The sequence below is a fragment of the Paenibacillus marchantiae genome, from assembly GCF_028771845.1.
GTDB classification, from domain to species: domain Bacteria; phylum Bacillota; class Bacilli; order Paenibacillales; family Paenibacillaceae; genus Paenibacillus; species Paenibacillus marchantiae.
Window position 1 is genome coordinate 5,265,242 of sequence record NZ_CP118270.1, and the last position, 23,282, is coordinate 5,288,523.

Here is a 23,282-nt window from a genome sequence, read left to right on the forward strand (position 1 = left end):
TCCAGGTCCTCCTCCAGGTCAGACTTGAAGGTAGAATTATTTAGGGGAAATTTCGAATTATTTCGTATCAATTGCCTTCTGGTAAATTTCTATATACTGACCAAGTTGCAGACCATCCAGACCTTTTACATAAGAATCCCATTCTTTCTCGATGTCCTTGCTGCCCGTAATAAACTGAGCCATGTTTGACTTGACGTAATCTCGGATTGATGTTTTTAGTTGAGCCGCAACCTGAGTGTCTTCCAATGCTATGAATACGCTGGACGGATAATTCTCCTTCGATTGGAACGGCTCATATTTGGCTGATTCACGCTTCAGACGAACCTCGTAAGCGCCTTCAGCAAGCGGATCCTGCAGAGCTGCCCATGAGTCACGATACTGGTATGTGCGGAGGGACGGTCCAAGCTGATCCCAGCGATCGTTATACGTAATTTTGGTTTCACCATCAGAAATAATTGCATAAGTTGCCGGTTTGCCGTCCATACCCAGCTCGCCTTCCTCTGCTTTGCGCCATCCTTCACCTTCTGGACCATGCTCTTGATTCACAATGGCTTCTTCTGTATATAAATAGTCGGCCAAACGGATTGCGGCGATTTTCTGTTCATCGGTCGCTTTGTTCGTAATAGCCATTTGCGACACACTTACTCCCGCAAAGTATCCTTCTTGCTGCACACCGTTCGGTCCTTTAAGGGGAGGCACGGTGACATACTCTTTATGGCGCGGGTGTTTGTCATCGGGGCTGTGGGCGTAACTGATTAGAGCGGTTGTAATGCTGCCAATCACATTCGCGTCTTGACGGTTGCCCAACTGCTGGATGGCATCGGAGTTCTGTGTGAATGATGCTGGATCGATCAGGCCTTCCGTATAGAGCTTGTTCAGGTACAATAATCCCTGCTTCCATTCTTCCTTATTGGCGACGAAATCCACTTTGCCGTCCTTTACCTGGAGAAAAGTCCCGTTGTCTTTGTCCACCTGATCGTCGATGATAAACGAATTCATCAAGAAGGAAGCGACGTTCCCTGCCCACATGTCGTCAGCGCCGGTAAGCGGAATTTCGTCTTTTATACCATTACCGTTCGGATCATTTTCTTTAAAAGCTTTTAGTACTTCATAAAACTCGTCCGTTGTTGACGGCATTTTTAACCCAAGCTTCTCCAGCCAAGACTGATTGATCCATAGCTTCTGTGCATAGTTGCAGTGATAACACTCGTTCACTTGCGGAAGAGCATAAATGTTGCCGTCCGGTGAAGTGATAGAGCTTTCCAGGTACGGCAGTTCAGCCATTGCTTTTTTGAAGTTAGGCGCATATTTATCAATCAAGTCGTTCAGTGGAATAAACACACCCTCTTTGCCGTACTTCATCTGCTCTTCTTTGGTTAAGCTCCCATGCAAAATTACTTCAGGATAATCACCGCTTGCCAGCATCAATTGTTTGCGGTCGTTTAGCGCTTTTTCGGGTACGAGATCCCATTTTATTTGAATATTCGTCTTGTCCTGGAGGTATTTCGTGAATGTATTGGTTTCCATATTCTCTATGACGGCGTACTGCGGAGCAAACATTTTGATCGTCATGGGCGTATTGACAATCGGATATTCTCCAACGGGCGTAAACACGTCGCTTGCTTCTGGTGCACTAGCAGAAGGTGTATTCGTAGTTGTGCTCGAATCCCCGCTACAGGCGCTCAAGACGAGTGATAAACAGAGTGCAGCTCCGAGGACGCAAGAGAATGACTTTTTCCATGTTTTCATAGTTATGACCCCTCCCATTTATCGAACATTAATTTCAATTACGGAAGCATTCTATCTGGTCTTCAACCCCTCACCTCCTTTAAATGCTGGTTGAGCTACCTCCCCGTCACTATCCTTTTAATGAACCGATCATGACACCTTTAACAAAGTGCTTCTGCACGAACGGATAAATGATCAGGACAGGTGCACTTGCGACAACGATAAGTGAATATTTAAGCAAGTCCTTCAATCCTTGCTGCGCCAACATCTGATCAACATTGGTCACCATAGTCGGATCGATCGAGTTTAGAATAAGAATGTTACGCAACACGATCTGTAACGGGAACAAATCTGGAGATTTCAGGAAAATCAATGCATCGAAGTAAGCATTCCAGTGGCCCACAGCATACATCAACGTCAGCACAGCCAAAATGGGTTTGGAGAGCGGAATTACCATACTGGTAATGAACCGGATGTCACTACAGCCATCGAGTTCGGCAGCTTCCGCAATTTCCTCGGGAATCGTGGTCTGAAAAAAGGTCCGAGCGACAATCACTTGAAACACCGCCATGGCTCCTGGCAAAATCATCGCCCAACGTGTATCGAGGATATGAAGGTTTTTTACTACGAGATATAAGGGGATAAGCCCTCCTTCGAACATCATCGTGATGACTAGAAGGACCATGATGAAATTACGGCCGTAGAACGTTTTTCTGGCGAGCGGATAAGCAAGCATAACAGTCAAAGCAACGTTGACTGCTGTACCTATGACTGTATAATAGAGCGAGTTCAAGTAACCGAAAACGATTTGTGGATTTCGAAACACCGCTTTATAGCCTTCCAGCGTAAAGTCGACGGGTAACAGCCACACCTTGCCGGATACGACGGCTTGCGGTGAGCTAAACGATGATGAAATGATAAAGATGAGCGGAAAAAGGACGACAATCGTCACTACGCTCAAAAAAGCATAGACACCGAGTAGAAACAAACGATCACCATACGATTCCCGAATCCTTGACGCTTTGAACATATTTGTTCCTCCTTTCTGCTGATTTGCTGCTACCATAAACTCGAATTGGATAATTTCTTGGCAATGTAGTTAACGCTCACAAGAAGAATCAGATTGATGATCGAGTTGAAGAAACCGATTGCAGTCGAAAAGCTGAAGCTGGAGCTGAGCAGTCCCACCTTATACACATAGGTAGAAATGACTTCAGAAGTGCTGATGTTTAGGGGATTTTGCATCAAATATACTTTTTCGAAGCCAACTTTCATGAAATTCCCTAAATTCAATATGAGCAGAATGACGGATACAGGGATAAGGCTCGGTAAGTCAATATTAATAATTTTCTGCATCCGGGACGCACCATCCACTTTTGCCGATTCATATAGTTCAGGATTGACTCCTGCCAAAGCTGCAATGTAGATAATCGCACCATAACCTGAAAATTGCCATACATCCGACCAGACATAAATCGATTTGAACAAGCTCGGAATTCCCATGAAATTTGTATTTTCAATGCCTAGTAGTTGTGTGAACTTGCTAATAATCCCAACACTTGGCGACAAAGTTACGATGAGAATAGAAACCATGATAACGGTTGAAATAAAGTAAGGCGCGTAGGTGATCATTTGTACACTGCTTTTGAAAAAACCGTTACGAATTTCATTTAATGCAAGTGCCAATAGAATCGGAGCAGGAAAACCAACAAGCAAACCGTACATATTAATGCCAAGCGTGTTCTTCAAATACAGCCAAAAGTTCGGTGATTCAAAAAATTGTTCGAAATATTTCAGTCCGACCCATGGGCTACCCCAAATACCTTGGATGACGTTGTACTCTTTGAAAGCAATGACAACGCCAGACATAGGTATATACTTGAAAATGACCAAATACAGCACCGGCAGAAATACGACCAAGTATAACTGCCAGTGACGCTTCATTTTTTTCCCAATGAAGCGTAATGATGATTTGCTGTCAGGCAATGCCGGTTCATGTGGCTGGCCTTGCATTGAAGTTTCGGGTTTCCTGATTCTCTTTTGCATGCTTGACATATGCTCCTTCTCCTTTCGTTCGATCTGATTGTTTGCGCTTACATTCTACATAGTAAAGTAGGATAACGAGGTGCAGCAAGAAACAATAATCGTTAACTTAACCGTCTTCGCATGGCCTGAAAATGCGCAGCAGCTCCGGTGTTTAGCCGGAGCTGCTGCATGAAATACATTATGAAACTGCTGGGTAAGCAGGCGTAGCAAACCATTTTCAACCAGTTAACCAAATTCAACCGATCTGTCTGCGTGCTGCTTCTTCGCGGAATTCGCTTGGGGAGTAGCCTACCACTTTCTTAAACACACGGCTGAATGAGATCGCGCTTGTATAACCTACCTTCTCAGCTACCTCCTGCATGGAACCTTGTGTTTCCGTGAGCAAGCGCTTTGCGGCCTGCAGGCGGATGTCAATCAAGAAGTCGACGAATTTCTGTCCGGTCTCTTCCCTGAACAGCTTGCTTACATATTTCCCATTAATGTTAAAGATTGAACTGAGATATTCAAGCGACATGTTCGGATTGGCATACTCCTCTTCGATCATTTTCCGCATATCTCGAATGGTAGCTGCATGCAGACGCCTGTTTTGCGCTTCCTTCAAATCTGTGAAAAAGCTGTTCAACACGCTCAAAGATTCTTCCCGCATTTGCTCGAGTGAATGGCACTCATCTATGATTTTACTGAGCCTTGGTAACCCATCTCGCATCCATATTTCTTGGACCTCTTTTGTCATCCCGGAGATTTCCAATCCCAAATAGTAAATAAAATAGTTCATCAGATTTGTAATTTCATCTTTCGTTAACAATCCTAGCTTCATTTCATTCATGAGCTTGTCATACTTCGTCTTCCATTCGTCCTCAAGAAGTCTGAACGACTGGATGATGGATCGAATTACGTTTAATTGTGAGAACACCTCAACCTGACCGTGATTTGCGATGTGTTCGCTAGTAATGAGCCTGTTTTCTCCTAACACTATTTTATATTTAAGCGCCCTAAGCGCCTCTTTATAAGAATTTGCGACGCTGGAAAGCTCTTCAACCTGCTCACCGATACCTACCGTTACCGTAAACTTCAGATTTTCCTGTACCCACACACGAACGCTCTCGAAAAGTTTGAGTGTTATGGAAGTACTTGCTTCCTCCTCGCTGTTCATAATTACCATGACGCTTAGCTGAAATGCCGAAGTCCACTCGGACCAAAGCGCGAGCTCATATTTTGGAGCAAGCTCTTGAATAACACTGCGTAGCGCGAATTTAAGAAGGTTTTGGTCTCTGCGGGAGTATTGGCAGCAAAAATCACTGTATTTATCCATTTCGATCACAAGTACGACTTGTTTATTAAACGAGTATGGAAGCTGAAGACTGTTTGTTTCTCCTATCCATTCCTCATGGGTTAAACCCATGTCCCCTTCAATGAGTTGGTGGAACAAGTACCTTTTTCGCAGATGCAGATCTTCATCGTGCTTTTGCTGATACTGATTCGATTGCTCAATAATATTGGACAAGGCCGATTCGATGAAGGAAAATTCATCTCCCAACTCCTTGGACAAAGGTAGACGGTAACCGCGGATTCGCGCCACAATCTGTTCCAGCGGTCTTGAATTGCGTCTGGTAACATAGAGCAGCCATACAAAACCACCCCCGATCGTCACGATACCGATGATAAACCAGACATTATATAATGAAGAGATTACATGGAACAACTTTCCATTTATGAGTCCGCTTTGGTAGGACCATCCGGTATAGCTCGATACATAATTGGAGAAAATCTTTGATTGCTCTTTAGAATGCAAGTCACTAAACAAATCGTTTCCCGCGGCGTCCCGAATTCCGATAAAGCTTGTTTTTGAATCGTATAGGTCAGCAATACTGTTCTGCAACGAATCAGTTGCCACATTGACGACGATCATGCCTTTCTTGCCTGTAATAAATGGCGCTCCCCGTACCAAACTAACGACAGGCTTACTCCCTTTTGTAGAAAACTGCTCGAAGGTTCTTATGCCCGACCATTGCTTGGGTGCGAGCGGATCCATAGCCTTTTTAATAAATGGCTCGTCTCTGTAGTTGCTAAGTTGATCACTTGTCGCATTACTAAGCACGAAATTATCTTCATAACGCACAAAATAGATCGAATCAATCATGGGGTAATAGGATATCATATCCTGCATTTTTTTAACTGCGCTTATGTTGATGAAAATGTTATTCTTCTCTTCATTATTGAAGAAATCAATCAACTGCTTATTATTTATGGTTTCCGACATTATCATATTGTCTATCGCCTTCAGGGAAGTATCGATCAGACGCATCGCCTGTAATGATAGCATTTTGTTGGCGTTAAGCGCCTCCTTACGGCTTTGTTCGCTTAATATCTGAAAAAAAACAAAAAACGTAAACGTGATCACGACAATAAAAATCGGCATATAAGAAAACAGCAATCGATTAAATAACGTTTTCCTCATATCCAGCCCCCAATTTTTTAAACGGAATGATATATATTTACATATTGTACACGCTTACATCTGAAGACGTCCATACAATACGGCATGTCCACCCCTCAACAGTATGTAGATTAATCGCCTCTTTTTTAGCCATACAAAAATGCACCCCCTAGAATTTCATCGGCCAAACCCAGGGGTTTTTCCAATGTCCATTCTAAGGGGTTCACTTCACTCAACAGTAAGAGTCATTCTCTTAACTGTCTAACTGGAAGGGATGGCTGACCTTCTTTACCCTCCCGAACCGGTAGGGTTCACACTCACTAAGATGCGGTCGATATCTGGGGCATAACCCGTGGGCTGTGAGAACAGCAACGTATTGGACCCCGCCTGCAGATGTACTGTCGTCTCCTGTGAAGCCACTGTTGTCCAAGCGCCGGAACTTGGGAAGCTGAGCGATGTACCAGCCGCTCCATTTACACTTAATATGGCGGAGCGGCTCGCTTCACCATTCAAGTACTGGATCGTCAATTTGTAGTTGCCTGCTGACGGCACTGTTACACTATTAAACTTCAGCGTGCCGCTACCGTTGCCTAAATAACCCACCTTTGCCCCACCTGAGCAAGTCGTGCAGTTCGTAATGACCGCTGAACCTGCTAACGTGTTTCCCGCTGCCTCTGCCTCATAGGCGCTAACACCTGAATTCGGAGGTGTGACTGGCGTCACGGGCGGGTCAGCCAGTAAAGTAGAAGTCGTAGCACTCCCAGAAACGTGGAAACCGGACAGTGTTAGCCAGCCATTTAGGTTCGCGTCCTGACGCGTGTTCGCAAAACGAATGGTCTTGCCGCCGGTGAGTGGATTGACAATCCGCATGACTAACCTGTAATCCCCTGCGGGAAGGTTGTGATTCGCACTATACGAGAAGGAATAGTCCGTGTCTCCAGGCAAGATGCTTTTCAGATTCCACGATTTCGTGCCAAGCGACTTAACCCATGTATCGGAGGAATTCAGTACGCCGAACTCGACCTCCCAATTGTAGTAAAACGGAGCAACGCCCTTGTTCTGGAGTTTGACGTTGACTTGCAGTGAGGACGCCGATGAATCACTCAGCTGCACCGATGAATTGTACAGCGTATAACCAAGCATTTTATGAGCTCGCAGCGCATTAAGCTTAGCCGTCTCGTCAGGCAAAGAATTTTTGTACACACGATCGTACATTAGCCAAGAGGCGTGTGTCGTTTCGACTGAGGTCTGGAAGTCTTCACCGTTTTGGTTGGGCCAGTGCTGCCAAAAACTCGTATCCTGCTGGAGGGGTGGGTATAATTCGCCACCAATCGGATGAGTCTTCCAGATGTTCTGCAGGCCGTTCTGCGTAATCAAACTCCAGAATCCCCAGTCATTTGCGAACAACGTTTCGTACGAAAAAGAATCATCATGGTAGCCGAAAGCGTTTTTCAAATCTGCTGTACTCGCCGAATAAGGATACCTGGCCAGTACCTGGGTCTTCTGGAATGCGCTCTTGAATGCCGAAAGCAGTCCGTCACGGTTACTCTGGTTCATCTCCCAATTCGTTGGGTCTGTATTGTAGGGCCATGTATGCCACTCTCCCCAAAATCCGTATAATCCTGTTGTCAGGAAGCCAATCCGAGGATCGCCATCATAGCGGGCCCCAAGTGCGGTGACGAACTGTCGCAAAGCCTGATTCAGATTTGCGTCGTTCCAGTCGGGGGCCAGACTGTGAGTGGATGTATCATGATTGCCGTTCTGATCATAATCTCGGGTCATAAGCCCGCCATTAATTAGAAACTGCGGAATACCGCTTGTACGCCCCGGGTAGTCAACGTAGACACGAAAAGCCGCCTGGTTGCCCCGACTAGCGATATCATTTAGATAGGCATCCAGCGGTGCCCAGTTGTATGTGTTCCAATCCGTCATCAGGTCACGAAGTGAAACGTAGAACCATTCCATGCTGTGCGGAAAACTGTTGTTCGGATCAACACTTTCCGAGGGAAGCTTGGAGAAGGGTAAAAATCCCTTCAGTGGATTTAGCTCCAGCCCTGCTTTGTTCGGGTCATAGGTTTGGGCTTGCCACTCCCCTGACGCATAGGCATGGTTGGGCTTGAAGTTCATAAACATTATCGAGCCAAGTAGACAAAAGACGACCATCATCAATCCTAGCCTTGCGATTCTTGCATTCGACATTGCATCTTTCACTCCTGTTCGCATGAGATTAACTATTAAATATGGCAACGAACTTGCTCGCCAGTCTCACTCACCCCCTCTCCAGCTCGGAACTCCAAGCATGAACGAGAACACACCTCGTCTCTACTTGATGCAAAAAGCTTAGTAAACGTGGTGGTACGCTCAATCCATTTTCCAGATTACATCGGCGTAATTCAAAAAATCATCCCTTACTGGCACTGAAGGCGACACCCTCAATAAACCGCCGTTGGAAAATAAAAAACAGTATGAGCATCGGAATAACGGCCATGAACGCCCCAGCCATCAATACAGGATAATCCGTACCGAACATGGAGACAAGTGTGGCAAGGCCTGCCGACAGCGTTAATTTTTCCGGTGAGCTGTTGATGATAAGTGGCCACTGTAGTTCATTCCATGACCAGAGTAGTTGGATGATGACGACTGCAACCAGTGCTGACTTGACAAGCGGCAGCATGATGTAGCGAAAGATTTGGAACGGATTGCATCCGTCGAGCACTGCCGCCTCCTCCAATTCTTTGGAGATTCCGAGGAAAAACTGGCGCAGCAAAAAGGTAGCAAATGGGCTGACGAGCGAAGTGATCCAAAGTGCGGTCGTCGTATTCACCAATCCTAGTTTGCTCATCATCAAATATTGCGGGGTATAGAACACCGGGTTGGGAATCATCATGACCGAAATGATCAGAAAAAAACACAGACCTCTACCCGGAAAGCGAATGCGTGCAAATGCAAAGGCCGCCATCGCGCTGAAGACGACAGGGAATAATGTTTTCATGAACGCAGCCATCAGCGTATTCGCATAATAATGCAAGAAGGCCGACTGCCTAAGGGCGTCTACATAGCCTCGCAAGCTCGGCTCGGCAGGTAATATCGTAATCGGAATCTGGGTCGCCTCCGTCGTCGTCTTGAGCGACGTAAGAATCATCCAGAGAAATGGAAGCACCATGACGGCTGCGCCAGCGATCAGAACCAAATGAATAATAAGGTTGCTTCTATGCTTCGAAGAGACAACTCTGCTCACTTTTGTACCTCCTCAATCGTAAATCACCCATTTTTTTTGCAGCATGAACTGGATACCCGTCAAAACCAGGTTGATCACCAGCAAAATGTTGACAATCGCTGCTCCATAGTTCTGATCGTAATAGATAAATGAATTTTGGTAATAAGCGTATACAAGAGAACGCACGGCCGGTAGCGCAACGTTCGTTTTACCGATAATCAGATAGATACTGTCAAAAATTTGTGTGGCACCGATCACAAGCACGATCGACGTAAAAAATAGTGTTGGTGTTAATAGCGGGAGCGTAATGGAACGAAACTTGCGAAAGCCGACAGCGCCATCAATCTCAGCCGCCTCATACAGAGTACGTGGAATGCCTTGAAGCCCAGCTAGGATCAGCAACATGTTAAAGCCAATCGCTCCCCAAACACCGACCATGACAAGAGCATACATGGCGAACCGCTTGTCAGAGATCCACGCGATGTGTGTGCCGAGTACAGAGTTTAGTAGTCCGTAATCCTGAGCGAAAATAATGACCCACACCATAGCAGCCGCGGCCGCCATCGTAACCTGCGGTAGAAAATAAATGACCCGGTAGACAGCCTGGCCCTTGATCTTAGCGTTCAGCAGTACGGCGAAGAACGTCGAAAGTATAATCGTCGTAGGTACAAACAGCACAACATAAAGTATCGTATTACGTAGATTTTGCCAGAACTCTTCATCCATAAATAATCTCTCGTAGTTGGCCCAACCGACCCAGTGGTTGACAAGGCCGAAGTTTTCGGACTTCAGGAAGCTCAGATAGATGGAATAGACTGCTGGCCAGCTCCAGAAAATGAGCGTTCCGATCAATGTCGGAGCGATCATCATATAAGCCCATATATATCTGCTTTTCGAATGCATTGCCTTCACCTCATTTGTGCCATAGGTATTCCGTTAACCGGAATACCATCGACAATTTTGCCTGACGTAGGGCGCTTACTTTGCGCCCTCAATCGCCTGATTCATCATTTCCGCCACTTTCTTGGCGCCTTCTTCGATTGAAATGGCGCCGCCCCATGCCTGTGACATGATTTCTGCTTCTTTCGAGAACCAGACTGGGTACGATTTTGAACCGCTCGGGTACGGAGTCGCGTCCCCCGCCTGATCAATGAATACCTGCAGGTTCAAATCGGGATTGTTCTTCACCCATGCGTCTTGCGTGTTATTGAACGCCGGAATCGCGGCACCCATCTCTGCCGTGATCTCAGCGGCCTCCTTGGAGCCGAGGAATTTCAGGAACTGCCATGCTTCATCCTTGTGCTTACCCTTAGTGGACATGACGTTGCCGATGCCATTAATGATATTGCCACGCTTGACCTTCCCCTTCGGCAGGGGTGCCCAATCGTACTTTCCTTTGATAATTTCACTACTCGCCAGATTGCCGTTGTCCCAGGACCCGTCGAAAATCATCGCGAGCTTGCCGGACTTGAACATTTCGACCGAATCCGTGTCGGTCATCTGCTGGTGCGTCGGCGAAGCCTTGTCAAGAATCATCTGGTAACGGGCCTTTAGTGCCTCAATCGAAGCCAACTCGTCGTAGCCGGATTTGGTCATGTCGTCATTTAAAATAAAACCACCGTTCGCTAACATGTCGTTCCAGTAGCCGGCTTGGGTGTCCAGCTTTGCGCCAAAACCGTAAATGCCCTTGTCTGGCTGACTTAGCTGTTTGGCGACTTCAGCAAGCTTGGCATAATCCCATGTATCGTCTGGATAAGGAATGTTCGCCTGATCGAACAGCTCCTTGTTGTAGGCCAGACCAATGGTATCGAAGTCCTTTGGAATACCGTAGTTTTGACCGTCCATCGTATAGATGGAGACGAGGTTGGACGCGTAGTTGTTCAGATCGATTTCATTGGCCTGCACTTTGTCCGTGATCGGCTCGAGGAACTGGCCTTCTGCGTACTTCATAAACTGACCGCCATGCATCCAGAATACATCAGGCAGCATTCCCGCTGGCGCTGCGGCGGACATCTTCGTCCAATATTCGCCCCAAGGAATAGCATCAACTTTCACCTTGATATTCGGGTGCTGCTCAGTGAACGCATCGGCGATCGCCTCCATTGCCGGCTGCTGGTTTTTGTCCCAGATCGTATAAGAGATCGTAACGTTCTTCTGGGCACCACCGTCGGTAGCCCCGCCCCCGTCGTTAGAACTATTACAGCCCACCATCAACGAGACAAGAAGTAAGCTGGCGATCCCTGCTGCCATTTTTTTTCTTATATTCATCGTCAAACTCCCCTCGACTTTTCTTAAAAATGAAGTTGTACTCTTATGTCCAGCAATCATGCTCCAAAAGCTGGAGGACGAAAAAAATGCGCGTTTTTTCCGTCAGTCGATCGTCGTGAGCTCTTGACGTTCTCATCATAAATCAGGAAAAATCCAGTTTAAATGCCCAGATTTTAAGATTCAAACCACATTTTTAAGATCCCCTTCCCAACTGCGGATGATCTCTGCATAATAAAACCCGTACCTAAATTCAAACGATTGGGGCAAATCATCCACAAGATTTTGTCCGCAATTCCAAAGGAGAATTCTCCCATGAATAATATCTCAATCACCCGGTTGCCCGGTGAGTACTGGTGGGGCGGTGTGATCAACGATGGCAGCTCCATGCCGTTTGGCCAGACAACATATACGAGGGATTTGCGTGTGACGGATGACAATCAGGCCTCGCCTTTGCTGCTCTCCAATAAAGGCAGATATATTTGGAGCGAGGAACCGTTTGCTTTCCATGTGGACGGGAATGGACTCTCGGTCTTTGATAACGCAGGTGAAGTCGTCGTGGAAGAGGAACATAGCTCACTGCAGGGAGCATACCGTCATGCTGCTGGCACACACTTCCCTCCTTCCAAGCAAATGCCCGACGCTCTCGTCTTCACAGCCCCGCAGTACTGTACCTGGGTCGAGATGTTCTATAACCCCACGCAGGACAGAATTATCCGTTATGCAGAATCAATTCTAGCGAACGGGCTACCGCCCGGCGTCCTCATTATCGACGACAATTGGATGATGGATTATGGCATGTGGGACTTTGACAAGCACAGGTTCCCGAATCCCCGGGAGATGATCGATACGCTTCATGGCATGGGTTTCAAGGTGATGCTCTGGATGTGCCCATACGTAAGTGCGGACTGCACCATGTTTAAGGAATTGCGGGCGGGTGATCTGCTTCTAATAGGCGTGGACAACGCGCCAATCATCCGACATTGGTGGAATGGGTACAGCGCAGTTGTGGATTATACGAAGGAGGAAGGTGCGGCCTGGTTCAAGCGGCAGATGGATCGTCTGATCACTGATTACGGTGTTGATGGTTTTAAGCTTGACGCCGGCGAGCCGTTCTTGCCGGGCGGAGCGGACACGACCCAGCCCGTTGCATGGACTCGTCCCCTGCGTCAGCTTGAAGACTGCGAAGCATATGCTAATCTCGGAGTTGGCTACTCGCTGGTTGAGTTGCGGATGTGTTGGAAACTCGGTGGCCAGGGACTCATCCAGCGCCAGCGGGACAAGACACATACCTGGGACGCCACTGGGCTCAGCGGACTCATACCCAACGCGATTGCTCAGGGACTGCTTGGTTACGCATTTAACTGCCCCGATATGATCGGCGGCGGTATGGACGGCGATATCAACTCCCCGGAATTTCACTTTGACAGCGAGTTGTTCGTAAGGTACACCCAGTGTGCCGCACTGTTCCCTGTGATGCAGTTTTCCATGGCACCCTGGCGCGTGCTGAAAGGTGAGGAGCTAACCTGGTGCCTTGACGCTGTACAGCTAAGATCCGAGCTTGGTCCCGAACTTCTGGCGCTTGCTCGCCAAGCCGCTGCAGACGGTTTACCGATACTGCGCAGCTTGGAGTTCGAATATCCCGGCGGCGGCTACGAGCTCGTAAATGACCAGTTTCTCCTCGGACAGAATCTGCTCGTTGCGCCAGTCGTCGTCAAGGGACTGACATCCAGAAACGTGATTTTTCCTGAGGGTCAATGGCAGGACGAGGATGGGAAGATCATCAACGGGCCAATCGAACTTCAAGTTGATGCGCCCCTCTCACGTCTGCCTTGGTATCGCAAAATCCAATAGGAAGTATATCTCCATGAAAAAAATAAATCTTGCCCTGATTGGAGCAAGCGCCAGAGGGCTGCCTAGCTATGTTCCCTATGTACTCGCCCATTCGGACGAGGCCGAATTCGTAGCAGTCGCCTCCGCTCAGGCCTCGCTTGACAATCATCTGATGGCATTCGCTGCCGAGGCGTCAAGGCTGAGGCAGGGATTAGTCGTCGAGATGAGCGAATTCAAGGCAACGATTCTGGCGTCTTCAGCCTGCAATTGACAAAGGAACAGTTCTGCTCAGATAATAAAAAGGTTGAAGATACGTCAACCGTAACAAGCGAAAACTGACTGGGGGATTTAAGCATGTATGAGCTACTAATTGTTGATGATCATGCTCATCTCGTGGACAGTCTCGAACGCACCATGCCGTGGGAAGCGCTCGGCATTGGCAAGGTTCACAAGGCTTTCTCTGGCGAAGAGGCACTCGAACATTGCAAGAGCTATCCCGTCGATATTATCATCACCGATATTCGAATGCCCGGGATCTCCGGCCTGGAGCTGATCGAGCATATAAAAAAATACGACAAACACTTCAAAAGCATCCTGCTATCCGGCTACGGCGAATGGGACTACGCACAGGAGGCGATCAGACAACAGGTGGATGGTTATCTGCTCAAGCCAGTCGACCAAAGAGAGCTGGCCGACATGCTGCGCCAACTTACGGAAGCGCTTCATCTGGAATGGGACGAACGGGGAAAACAGGTGAAGGCAATGAGCATGCTCAGCGAACATATGCCATTGTTTCGAGAAAAGCTGCTTATGGATCTGCTTCAAGGTAGGAAGCTTGCTCCCAAACTTCTCGAAGAAAAAATGGCTTATTATCGGCTGCCGTTCTGTCCGAGCGACGAAACTGCAATATGCCTCCTACGCATTGAATCGTCTGCTGAGGAGTTGAACTGGAAGGACCAGTCCCTGCTCTCCTCGGCCGTCGCAAATATCGCTGAGGAAACCTTCTCGGAATTGTTTCATGTCTGGCACGGGCGTGATGCGTACGAGCATGAAGTCTTCGTTCTCAAGGTACGGGAAGAGTCATGGCTAGCGCGGGAGAAGGAGCCGGAGCTTAATCGGCAGCGATCCCTCGAACATTTGGCGGCCAGGCTGCAGCAGCACGTCAGACACTTTCTCAAAAGCAGCATTTCAATCGTCGTGAGCCACTGGCAGGTCATGGCTCATGGCCTGCGTGAAACTTACCAGGACGCACTGGCTATACTCACCCGCCATCTTGGCGGTGAGACGGACCTCTTAATCCGCCTGCAGGACGCCTTAGTGCCGGAAAAGCCCTACCGAGTCCATAGTCTTTACGAGTCACCCACGTTGATCCAGTTGTTCGAAATTTACCAGTGGGAGGCGATCTCTGCCAAGTGGGACGCCATTTTCCTTGAGGTGACAAACAAACGAATGGATTCACGGGAAACGCTCCTTGAGCTCTATTATCACGCGATGGGCGCCTTCAGCTTTTTTGCCCACAAAAACGGACTCAGCCTGCTTGAGATCATCCCTCCAGAGCTGGAAAAGGCCTCTGAAGCCAACCGTTTCCGCCATATGTACCAGCTTCAGGATTGGATAGTACTCACGCTCGAGCGATTGCGGGAGATGACCAAAAGCGAATGGAACAATGAGCAAGTAGCGCTCATCCGTAAGGTCCAGCAGTTCATCACAGCGCATCTCGCGGACGCCACGCTGCAGACGGCAGCGGATCACGTCGGCCTGCATCCCGCGTATCTGTCCGCTCTGTTCAAAAGCAAGGCAAGCGAAAATATTAGCGAATATTTGTACAAAGTGCGCATGCAGCGCGCGCGGGAAATCCTTATCGAGCAACCAGAACTCAAGGTTAGCGACGTTGCGACGGCAATCGGCTACCATAAGCCGCAGTACTTCATCAAGTTGTTCAAAGAGCATTGTGGACTGACACCGCAAGACTTCCGTCATCAATCCTCCTGACCGAACGGGGACATTATAATGAAACTAACCATTTTCACAAAAATTGTACTTGTCATCTTTCTACTGCTCGTCTCTACCCTGCTTCTGTACTACCTGACCAATCGCTCCAGCGTGCGGCTCATCAAGCAGGAAATTCAAAGAGTGAAATTGAATGAGCTTACTTTCCTGGCCGGAGACATCGACAACAATCTGTCCAAAGTATCGTCCTTTAGCGATTTTCTCGTACTCGACAAAGATGTGCGATTGCTTGCGACTCCTTCCTTTCTGGAAGGAGATTTTGAGCTGAACAAGTTGAAACTGCGGGTATCGGACAAGTTGAACCTGTTGCATGCCCTGAACAACTGGAACGCCGAATTTATGGTGATTTACGATGAGGATAGTTCATCTTTCTCCTCCACGTCCTCTTCGTCAAAGTTAAGCGAACTGTACCTGGAGACGCACTTCCGTCCGTTCTGGCAGTATGAGCAGACGGGCGATGGCACGTATTTGACGTATTATTTGGCGCATCCGTACACCTTCCGCTTTGATCCGGAGGAAGTGTCTTATGTCGTCAGGGCCAAGATCGACACCAAAAATGTACTCGCCTACTTGGACCGCGCCAAGGGAACGAACGACAACAGCACAATCTTGTTGTCTACGGCCGGGGATGTGCTTGCAAGCGACACAGGGAAGCTTCCTTTCATCCGTGAATTGACAAGCCGACTTGAAGTTGGTAAAGAACTGAGTGGTAACCGACTTATTAAACTGAACGGTGAGCAATACCTCGTTAATTTCACTGCTCTGAGTAACTTTAAAGATTGGTACATCGCCGACTATACCCCGATCAGTGAGGTGCTCAATCCGATCTATGCCAACCAGCGTCTCTACTACTTCTCTAGCGTTTTCCTACTTCTGTTCAGTATCCTGCTCGCCCTGCTGTTATACCGGGACGTGCAGATTCCGATACGTAAACTGCTCTGGGGCGTGAGGAAAATCACATCCGGTCAATATTCCATCAAGCTCCACCAAGAGAGCAATGACGAATTCATGTATTTGTTTGAGCGCTTCAACGAAATGTCCAAAGAGATCAAAGAATTAATTGAAAGGGTTTACATAGAACAGATACGCTCCAAAGAAGCAAAGCTTCGGCAGCTCCAATCCCAGATCCAGCCGCACTTCCTGTACAACTCGCTTGCATTTATCAAGAGTATGACCGAGCTTGATGAGAAGCAGGCCGTCATTGACATGTCTATAAGCTTAAGCCGTTATTTCCGGCAAACGATCAAGTTCGAGAACACGTATACAACGGTGCGGGATGAGCTTGAGCTCGTCCGGTTATACCTGACGATCCAGAGCCTTCAGATGGACCGCTTCGTTTTCACCATTGATGTCGAAGAGCAGCTCCTCGATATACAGGTGCCGCGACTGCTTCTACAACCGCTCGCGGAAAATGCCATTCTGCACGGCATTGAGGCGCTGCGCATGGTTGGTGACATCCGAATTCGTGGCTATTCCAACGGTGAATATTGTGAGCTTATTGTGGCGGATAACGGCTGTGGTGTCGAGCCCGGTCGACTCGACACGCTTCGTAATGCAATCTACTACGGCGCGGACGCCAATACTGCGTGGGCGCTTCACAATGTATATGAGCGGATGAGAGCGATGCTCGGCTCAGAGGCCGATATGGAGCTGGCTAATGGAGAACTGGGTGGACTTCAGGTGACGCTGCGCTGGAAAGTGGTCCGTGAACAGGAGGTAACAGAGATATGTTAATCTGGAAATGGTTGAGGCAGACAGGTCTGTTTGGCCTCGCGATCATCTTGTTTCTAGTCGTTATGATTTTCTCGTTTATCTTTTGGGAAGATCCAACGACACCCTCCCAACTACTGAAGAAAGAAAACACTTCTGTCAGGCCTGCCCCTTCGTTCATCGGTGGAAAATATGAGTCTCCCGTCGTCTTGACGACCGTTGGGCATCTGTACCCGGACATCGAGTTCAAAAACGGTGAGGATCTGCAAAACAACGTACTGAGCCGACTGTTTGAGGACAAGCTTGGCATCAAGGTCAATTACCTCTGGACGACGACTGGTGATGAGGATGTCTACATCAATAAACTGAACACCTTGATCGCGACCGGTCAGTCCCTTCCCGACATCGTCACATTCAAGGGTGGACAAAATATGTATCCGCTGCTGCGCTCCGGTGCCTTCAGGGACGTAGGAGAGTTGTTCGAGCAGTATGCCTCACCCACGTGGAAGGCAGCCATGGCGCAGGCACCCGAGTCGTGGGAGCGGTACATGATCAACGGCAAAAAAATGGCGATACCAATCCTCGACGGCAAGATGAATTCGAACGAGGTATTGTACATTCGTCAGGATTGGCTTGATAAGCTTGGTCTGAAGGCGCCCACCACCCTCGAAGAGATGGAGTCCGTCATGGATGCGTTCGTTCATCTAGACCCGGACGGCAATGGTAAAGACGACACCTATGGACTTAGCATCAGCTTGAAAAATTCGTTTTTCACCTGGATGTCGGATGCGGGATTTGTATTTGGGGCTTATGGGGAGATGCCGGATATCTGGAGCACAGACCCGGACGGGATGCTGTCTTACGGTTCGGTCCAACCAAGTGTTCGGCAAGGTCTAACGACGTTAAAACGCTGGATGGAGCGAGGCTACATACCAAAGGATGCTGAGATTCTCGATGAGGTCCAAGCGACGGAATCATGGAAGCTTGGCAAGACAGGCATGATTGTGGCGCCGCTGTGGGCGGCCGGATGGCCGCTAGGGAACGTAACTGCGAACGTACCGGACGCCCGGTTCGAGGCATACCCGATCCCCGTCGGACCGAGCGGTTTATCCGGTACGCGTGGCACGCCGCCAGAGTATGGCGCAATTGCTATCAATGCAGATATGGCGAATCCTGAGATTTTTTTCAACTATATGAACTTTGTTTATGACAACTTCATTGATCCTCCTGCTGGCTCACCGTATCGCTGGGGTATCGCTGAAGGCTACGACTACGGCTATGAGGATGGCAAGGTGACATTTCTGGAAAGCCAGGTTCCGGGCGGTTTTGCAGACCCCCAGAAGTATCTCTTAAGCCTGTCTCTCCCCTCTGTCCCTAACCTGCTCAGTGAATCGATTGCTCGCATCAACAGCGGTGTATCCGATCAGACCTCATATGACATCAAAAACAAGCTGCTCCGTACACCTCAAGAGCTGAAGGGCTGGCAAATCGTTGAAAGCAATCCCTCCGTCTACAAGACAGATGCCTTCACAGGTGCACCTACGCCTACGATGGAAAAGATCGGTGACGCCCTTGACGAGTTACTGCATGACGCGATGCTCAAAATCGTATACGGGCAGGAGCCGTTGTCAAGCTTCGATCTCGTCGTCGCTAGATGGCACAAGCTAGGTGGCGATAAGATCACTGAAGAGGTGAACAACTGGTACAAATCGCTGGAAAAAATCAATCAATAATCGTTGTTTTCTGTGGGTTATCTAAAAATTGAAAGGATCAGATAAAAACATGGCGCACAATGTAAGTTGTACGCCATGTTTGATGAAATATTAAATTAATGCAGCTCTGAAATGATGGGATAGATTGGGCTTCTCAGATTGAAATTGTAGTTCAGGTCTACAATCCCTACGACTTCGTTGTTATCATATAGATCTAACATGAAGCCTGCCATTTCTTTGGCAGTGTGGTATTTAGACATGTTTGCTTTGTAATCAAATTCTTCTGTGTCTAATGATTTCTTCACGAATTCCGTTTCCGTAATTGCTGGAGCCAGTACTTTTGCTTTTAATTTTGCCCCTTTTATTTCAAGTTCTTTGGCAAGCCCTTCTGTGAAGGCACTCACGTAATATTTCGATGCCGAATACGCAACACTCCCAACAGCGATGGCATATCCAAGTGCGGATGCAACGTTAATTAACTGAGTTCCCTCTACATCTGCGTAATCTCGCACATACAGTGTGGAAAGGATCGTTAGGGACTCAATGTTCACACGCAGCATCGTTTCAACTTTCTCCAAATTCTGTTCTGCTACAAAAGAACCTTCACCGAGCCCCGCATTGTTAATCCAAGTCTCAATTTGGTATTTCTTCAACGTGTTATAAAGTGTGTATGCCTGTCTTGTATCCGAAAGATCACTTGTATGAACAATAACATCTACTGTAGCATCAATATTCTGAATTGCTGATTTGAGTTCTTCTAATTTGTCCACTCTTCTAGCGACCAGGATTAAGTTTTTGCCACGTGCAGCAAATGCCAATGCTGTCTCATATCCAATCCCTGAACTTGCACCCGTAATAACAGTATATTTCATCCTATTTTCTCCTTATCAACATGTATTTTATATAGATAAGCTTTCAAAATAATTTTAGAACGATCGTTCTTGATATTGCAAAAAAAGTTAGATCTAACTTGCTATTTAGAATATCATTTCTAGAACGAACAGTAAAGAATTATTTTCTGACTACTATATAATGATGTTTGAACATGGAACTACTGAGTTTTGCCAGACATGCGATACAAGTTCTTTATAACGTTAACAGAATAAGAACCTGTATCACTAAAACAAATCAGCCTTTGTGGAGACAACTCCCTCTTTGCCATCCAAGGTGTAACTCCACTTTCAATCTAAAACGGATAATGTCATATCCATAATATTTGTTAATTTTTGCTGATCCGTAGTGGTCTTAACCAACGTACGTATGCCCACCCATGCATTCATCAAATAATGAGAAATAACTACAGGATCAATGTCAGCCTTGATTTCACCCTTTTGCTGGCCTTCCAGAACAAGGTTTCTCAAGAATTCCTCTGTTCGCAAGTAACTCTCATTAACCAAAGATGCAACTTCAGGATCCAATACGCCCAGTTCTACGCCTGAGTTTACAAGAAAACACCCTAAAGGTTGTCCTTCATTTCTTATTGTTGACTCAAACAATGCTCGAATGATCTCTTTGATTGGTTTTTGTGTATCAATCAGAAAGCTCATTTTGTTGGTCTGCTTCGTTTCATATCGTTCAAGAGCTTTCATAAAGAGAGCATGCTTATCCCCAAATGTATCATAGATACTTCTGCGGTGAATGCCCATAAATCCAACCAAATCCTGCATTGAAGTTTTCTCATATCCTTGGGACCAGAACAATTGTATGGCTTTATCTAATACTTCATTAACTTCAAATTCTTTGGATCTTGCCATCCTCATCACCTCGAATAATCATTATACATTGAAGTGAACCATCGGCAAACTGAAAATGAACAAGTGCATAGATTACAGGGATGACATGCGCAAAAGAAGATTTATTTATTTGCATAATCATCCATGGCTTGAACAGCTAATTCGAATGCCTTGATTCTTCTTCTTAAAAGCGTCTTTTGAGGGCTGCCCGCTTTGGACTTATTATAACTGTTCTCAAGTGATGGGAATAATCCAATCAGAACATTTCGAGCTCCTGCTAACTCTTCGTTGGTGTACTGATGAGCTTTTTGATTCCAGGCCATTTCCAGCATAGCCAAACCGACGTATAAGGCGTTAAGTCGTTTCTTTAATAAAGTAGTGTTATTCCCTTTCTGAGTCAAATTAGTCAAGGCGTTTTCGGATTTGCGTATGGTCGATTGGAAAGCTTGAATGGATAGCAATTGTTCTTCCTCTGATACATTTTCCATGTAGTGCTAACCTCTCCTTTTCTCATGCATACAACTAATTTACATTTCCCGCGAGGTGCGATCAATAATATAACGGGCAAAAACTACCGCAGGTTTCAATGTTAACTGTCTTTTTCACCGTAGCAGATGGATAAATTAAAAATCCCGCCCTAGACATTTTGTCCAGAACGGGACGTACTTGTTGAATTAATCGTTTGCGTTTTCCTTGGTCAACAGCTTCAATTCAGCAGGGATTGATTTTTCTACCTGCTTGCCGCCCAGTACATCCAGAGCAGCTTGCACCGCCAGCTGGCCAATCAGTACTGGCTGCTGAGCTACTGTTGCTGTCAACTTTCCGTCCTTAATGGATTTGATCGCATCATCATTGCCGTCAAATCCAATCACGGGAATGTCTTTACCAGAACTTTGGATCGCTTCGATCGCCCCCAATGCCATCTCGTCATTATGGGCAAATACAGCCTGCACGTCAGGATTGCCCTGCAGCAGATTCTCCATTACATTCAAACCTTTGGAGCGATCAAAATCGGCAGATTGCTTCGCAACCACATTAAGTTTTTGGTCAGCAATCTCGTGGAAACCTTTCCCCCGCTCTCTTGTTGCGGAAGCTCCGGGTACACCCTCAAGTTCAATCACTTTTGCTCCCTCGCCAAGCTGTTTTACGAAATATTCCGCCGCCATTTGTCCACCTTTGACGTTATCGGATGCGACCAATGCTGCCACGTCGCCTTTGTCTGCGGAACGGTCCAATGTAATTACTGGAATACCCACGCTATTGGCCGATTGAACAGCCGTTGAGATTGCCGCCGAATCCGCAGGGTTAATCAGCAGAGCATCCACGCCCTGTTGAATCAGGTCGTCCACATCATTGGTTTGTTTGGCTGAATCATTTTGAGCATCAACCACGATGACCTGAATTCCTTGTTTTTTGGCTTCTGCAACGACTCCGTCCTTGAGGGAAACAAAGAAGGGATTATTCAACGTAGAAACTGACAGGCCGATTTTTTTCTGTCCATTGCTTCCGGCAGAGTCGGGCTTAGCCCAACCCGGAGGCTCCAAAGAGCATCCTGCAAGAACGATCATCATTACGCTTACAAGCAATATGGTTAGTTTTTTCATATTCGCTTCTCTCCTTAAGCCGTTTTCTTGCGGTCCAGCAGGACAGCGATGGCAATAACGACACCTTTTACAACCATTTGATAAAACGAGTTCACTCCGAGCAGGTTCAAACCATTGTTCAACACGCCGATAATCAGGACCCCAATCAATGTACCGACGATCCGTCCTCTACCACCTGATAGGCTTGTTCCACCCAGAACAACAGCTGCAATGGCGTCCAGTTCATATGAAGTACCTGCCGTTGGCTGCGCAGAATTCAGACGGGAAGTCAGGATCGCGCCTGCCAGCGCTGACAGCATACCTACCAGGGAGTAAATCATGATTTTCACACGATGCACTTTAATACCTGAGATAATAGACGCTTTCTCATTGCCACCAAGCGCGTACGTTTTACGGCCGAAAGAAGTTTTGTGCAAAATCGTCCACAGAATTACGAAAGTAATGAGCATTGTGATTGCTGGAACCGGTATGCCTAGCATATAACCACGACCGAACAGTTGGAACAGCAGGCTATCGCCCAATCCGGTAATCGGATTACCGTTCGTATATACCAGCGTCAATCCACGGAACACCGTCATCGTCGCCAATGTAGCAATAAATGGAGCCATCTTGCCTTTTGTTATCATGAGTCCGTTCACCATACCCATGACACCGCCGAGCGCAACCCCGATAATGATCGACAGAATCGGATCCAGGCCAGATAGCATCATATTGGCTACAAAGGCGCTAGATAAAGCCAGAATGGAGCCCACCGACAAGTCGATGCCGCCTGTCAGAATGACAAATGTCATGCCAAAGGCAATCAGCGCGTTAATCGAAACCTGACGCAATAGATTTAATATGTTAAGCGGTTCCAAAAAGCTTGGATTTAATACCGATACGATGATAATCAGAATGATCAGTCCAAGCAACGGACCTAATTTCTGTGTTAGATTCGTCAAGCGGAAACCGCTTTTGGCGGGTTGGTTTTCCTGCAAAGTTGTCATA

18 protein-coding genes are annotated in these 23,282 nt (G+C 47.2%); 5 read left to right on the forward strand and 13 right to left on the reverse strand.

The window, feature by feature from the left end; genetic code table 11:
- Window positions 1-57: 57 nt before the first annotated feature.
- The 8 genes from PTQ21_RS23580 to PTQ21_RS23615 all read right to left on the reverse strand — a co-directional run bounded on the left by PTQ21_RS23580 (window position 58) and on the right by PTQ21_RS23615 (window position 11,696).
- Window positions 58-1,749 (reverse strand): ABC transporter substrate-binding protein, encoded by a 1,692-nt coding sequence (locus tag PTQ21_RS23580; RefSeq protein WP_274567363.1) that lies wholly within the window; start codon window positions 1,747-1,749, stop codon window positions 58-60.
- A gap of 109 nt (window positions 1,750-1,858) precedes the next feature.
- Complete coding sequence (locus PTQ21_RS23585; protein WP_063562736.1) at window positions 1,859-2,758, reverse strand: carbohydrate ABC transporter permease; 900 nt, start codon at window positions 2,756-2,758, stop codon at window positions 1,859-1,861.
- Between the two features lie 29 nt (window positions 2,759-2,787).
- Window positions 2,788-3,774, reverse strand: a complete 987-nt coding sequence (locus PTQ21_RS23590; protein WP_420800384.1) for an ABC transporter permease — start codon at window positions 3,772-3,774, stop codon at window positions 2,788-2,790.
- Window positions 3,775-4,009: 235 nt separating this feature from the next.
- A complete protein-coding gene (locus PTQ21_RS23595) occupies window positions 4,010-6,232 on the reverse strand; it encodes a helix-turn-helix domain-containing protein (protein WP_274567365.1) in 2,223 nt (740 codons plus the stop codon).
- 267 nt (window positions 6,233-6,499) lie between these two features.
- On the reverse strand, window positions 6,500-8,410 hold the full coding sequence (locus PTQ21_RS23600) for a DUF4832 domain-containing protein (RefSeq protein WP_274567367.1): 1,911 nt from the start codon (window positions 8,408-8,410) through the stop codon (window positions 6,500-6,502).
- 202 nt (window positions 8,411-8,612) lie between these two features.
- Window positions 8,613-9,449 carry a carbohydrate ABC transporter permease gene (locus PTQ21_RS23605; protein WP_063562739.1) on the reverse strand — a complete coding sequence of 279 codons (837 nt, stop codon included), beginning with the start codon at window positions 9,447-9,449 and terminating at the stop codon, window positions 8,613-8,615.
- A 12-nt stretch (window positions 9,450-9,461) separates the two neighbouring features.
- Window positions 9,462-10,331, reverse strand: a complete 870-nt coding sequence (locus PTQ21_RS23610; protein WP_090806989.1) for a carbohydrate ABC transporter permease — start codon at window positions 10,329-10,331, stop codon at window positions 9,462-9,464.
- A 75-nt stretch (window positions 10,332-10,406) separates the two neighbouring features.
- Window positions 10,407-11,696, reverse strand: a complete 1,290-nt coding sequence (locus tag PTQ21_RS23615) for an ABC transporter substrate-binding protein (protein WP_274567369.1) — start codon at window positions 11,694-11,696, stop codon at window positions 10,407-10,409.
- A 312-nt stretch (window positions 11,697-12,008) separates the two neighbouring features.
- Between PTQ21_RS23615 and PTQ21_RS23620 the strand changes: the two genes are divergently transcribed.
- From PTQ21_RS23620 to PTQ21_RS23640, 5 genes are all read left to right on the forward strand, one after another.
- Entirely contained in the window at window positions 12,009-13,547 is a 1,539-nt protein-coding gene (locus PTQ21_RS23620; protein ID WP_274567370.1) for a glycoside hydrolase family 31 protein, read from the forward strand.
- Between the two features lie 13 nt (window positions 13,548-13,560).
- The gene (locus PTQ21_RS23625; RefSeq protein ID WP_274567371.1) at window positions 13,561-13,797 is read left to right on the forward strand and encodes a hypothetical protein; all 237 of its coding nucleotides are present in this window, start codon (window positions 13,561-13,563) and stop codon (window positions 13,795-13,797) included.
- 83 nt (window positions 13,798-13,880) lie between these two features.
- Window positions 13,881-15,518 carry a response regulator gene (locus tag PTQ21_RS23630; protein WP_063562743.1) on the forward strand — a complete coding sequence of 546 codons (1,638 nt, stop codon included), beginning with the start codon at window positions 13,881-13,883 and terminating at the stop codon, window positions 15,516-15,518.
- A gap of 18 nt (window positions 15,519-15,536) precedes the next feature.
- Window positions 15,537-17,270, forward strand: coding sequence for a sensor histidine kinase (locus PTQ21_RS23635; protein ID WP_274567372.1), 1,734 nt, complete (start codon window positions 15,537-15,539; stop codon window positions 17,268-17,270).
- Window positions 17,264-18,979, forward strand: coding sequence for an extracellular solute-binding protein (locus tag PTQ21_RS23640; RefSeq protein WP_274567373.1), 1,716 nt, complete (start codon window positions 17,264-17,266; stop codon window positions 18,977-18,979). Before PTQ21_RS23635 ends, PTQ21_RS23640 begins: the two co-directional genes overlap by 7 nt.
- Window positions 18,980-19,074: 95 nt before the next feature.
- Here the strand turns inward: PTQ21_RS23640 and PTQ21_RS23645 are convergent, their stop codons facing one another.
- The 5 genes from PTQ21_RS23645 to PTQ21_RS23665 form a co-directional block, all read right to left on the reverse strand.
- Window positions 19,075-19,830 carry an SDR family NAD(P)-dependent oxidoreductase gene (locus PTQ21_RS23645; protein WP_072733233.1) on the reverse strand — a complete coding sequence of 252 codons (756 nt, stop codon included), beginning with the start codon at window positions 19,828-19,830 and terminating at the stop codon, window positions 19,075-19,077.
- Window positions 19,831-20,139: 309 nt separating this feature from the next.
- Complete coding sequence (locus tag PTQ21_RS23650; protein ID WP_269056581.1) at window positions 20,140-20,712, reverse strand: TetR/AcrR family transcriptional regulator; 573 nt, start codon at window positions 20,710-20,712, stop codon at window positions 20,140-20,142.
- A gap of 101 nt (window positions 20,713-20,813) precedes the next feature.
- Window positions 20,814-21,179, reverse strand: a complete 366-nt coding sequence (locus PTQ21_RS23655) for a hypothetical protein (RefSeq protein ID WP_274567375.1) — start codon at window positions 21,177-21,179, stop codon at window positions 20,814-20,816.
- Between the two features lie 186 nt (window positions 21,180-21,365).
- Entirely contained in the window at window positions 21,366-22,295 is a 930-nt protein-coding gene (rbsB, locus tag PTQ21_RS23660) for a ribose ABC transporter substrate-binding protein RbsB (protein ID WP_063562748.1), read from the reverse strand.
- Between the two features lie 14 nt (window positions 22,296-22,309).
- Window positions 22,310-23,281, reverse strand: a complete 972-nt coding sequence (locus tag PTQ21_RS23665) for an ABC transporter permease subunit (RefSeq protein WP_063562749.1) — start codon at window positions 23,279-23,281, stop codon at window positions 22,310-22,312.
- Window position 23,282 lies beyond the last annotated feature (1 nt).

Excerpts from the sequence above, each read along its gene's own strand:
- PTQ21_RS23580 (WP_274567363.1), bottom strand. The coding sequence starts at position 1,749 with ATGAAAACATGGAAAAAGTCATTCTCTTGCGTCCTCGGAGCTGCACTC.
- PTQ21_RS23585 (WP_063562736.1), bottom strand. The coding sequence starts at position 2,758 with ATGTTCAAAGCGTCAAGGATTCGGGAATCGTATGGTGATCGTTTGTTT.
- PTQ21_RS23590 (WP_420800384.1), bottom strand. The coding sequence starts at position 3,774 with ATGCAAAAGAGAATCAGGAAACCCGAAACTTCAATGCAAGGCCAGCCA.
- PTQ21_RS23595 (WP_274567365.1), bottom strand. The coding sequence starts at position 6,232 with ATGAGGAAAACGTTATTTAATCGATTGCTGTTTTCTTATATGCCGATT.
- PTQ21_RS23600 (WP_274567367.1), bottom strand. The coding sequence starts at position 8,410 with ATGTCGAATGCAAGAATCGCAAGGCTAGGATTGATGATGGTCGTCTTT.
- PTQ21_RS23610 (WP_090806989.1), bottom strand. The coding sequence starts at position 10,331 with ATGCATTCGAAAAGCAGATATATATGGGCTTATATGATGATCGCTCCG.
- PTQ21_RS23615 (WP_274567369.1), bottom strand. The coding sequence starts at position 11,696 with ATGAATATAAGAAAAAAAATGGCAGCAGGGATCGCCAGCTTACTTCTT.
- PTQ21_RS23620 (WP_274567370.1), top strand. The coding sequence starts at position 12,009 with ATGAATAATATCTCAATCACCCGGTTGCCCGGTGAGTACTGGTGGGGC.
- PTQ21_RS23625 (WP_274567371.1), top strand. The coding sequence starts at position 13,561 with ATGAAAAAAATAAATCTTGCCCTGATTGGAGCAAGCGCCAGAGGGCTG.
- PTQ21_RS23630 (WP_063562743.1), top strand. The coding sequence starts at position 13,881 with ATGTATGAGCTACTAATTGTTGATGATCATGCTCATCTCGTGGACAGT.
- PTQ21_RS23635 (WP_274567372.1), top strand. The coding sequence starts at position 15,537 with ATGAAACTAACCATTTTCACAAAAATTGTACTTGTCATCTTTCTACTG.
- PTQ21_RS23640 (WP_274567373.1), top strand. The coding sequence starts at position 17,264 with ATGTTAATCTGGAAATGGTTGAGGCAGACAGGTCTGTTTGGCCTCGCG.
- PTQ21_RS23645 (WP_072733233.1), bottom strand. The coding sequence starts at position 19,830 with ATGAAATATACTGTTATTACGGGTGCAAGTTCAGGGATTGGATATGAG.
- PTQ21_RS23650 (WP_269056581.1), bottom strand. The coding sequence starts at position 20,712 with ATGGCAAGATCCAAAGAATTTGAAGTTAATGAAGTATTAGATAAAGCC.
- PTQ21_RS23655 (WP_274567375.1), bottom strand. The coding sequence starts at position 21,179 with ATGGAAAATGTATCAGAGGAAGAACAATTGCTATCCATTCAAGCTTTC.
- rbsB (WP_063562748.1), bottom strand. The coding sequence starts at position 22,295 with ATGAAAAAACTAACCATATTGCTTGTAAGCGTAATGATGATCGTTCTT.
- PTQ21_RS23665 (WP_063562749.1), bottom strand. The coding sequence starts at position 23,281 with ATGACAACTTTGCAGGAAAACCAACCCGCCAAAAGCGGTTTCCGCTTG.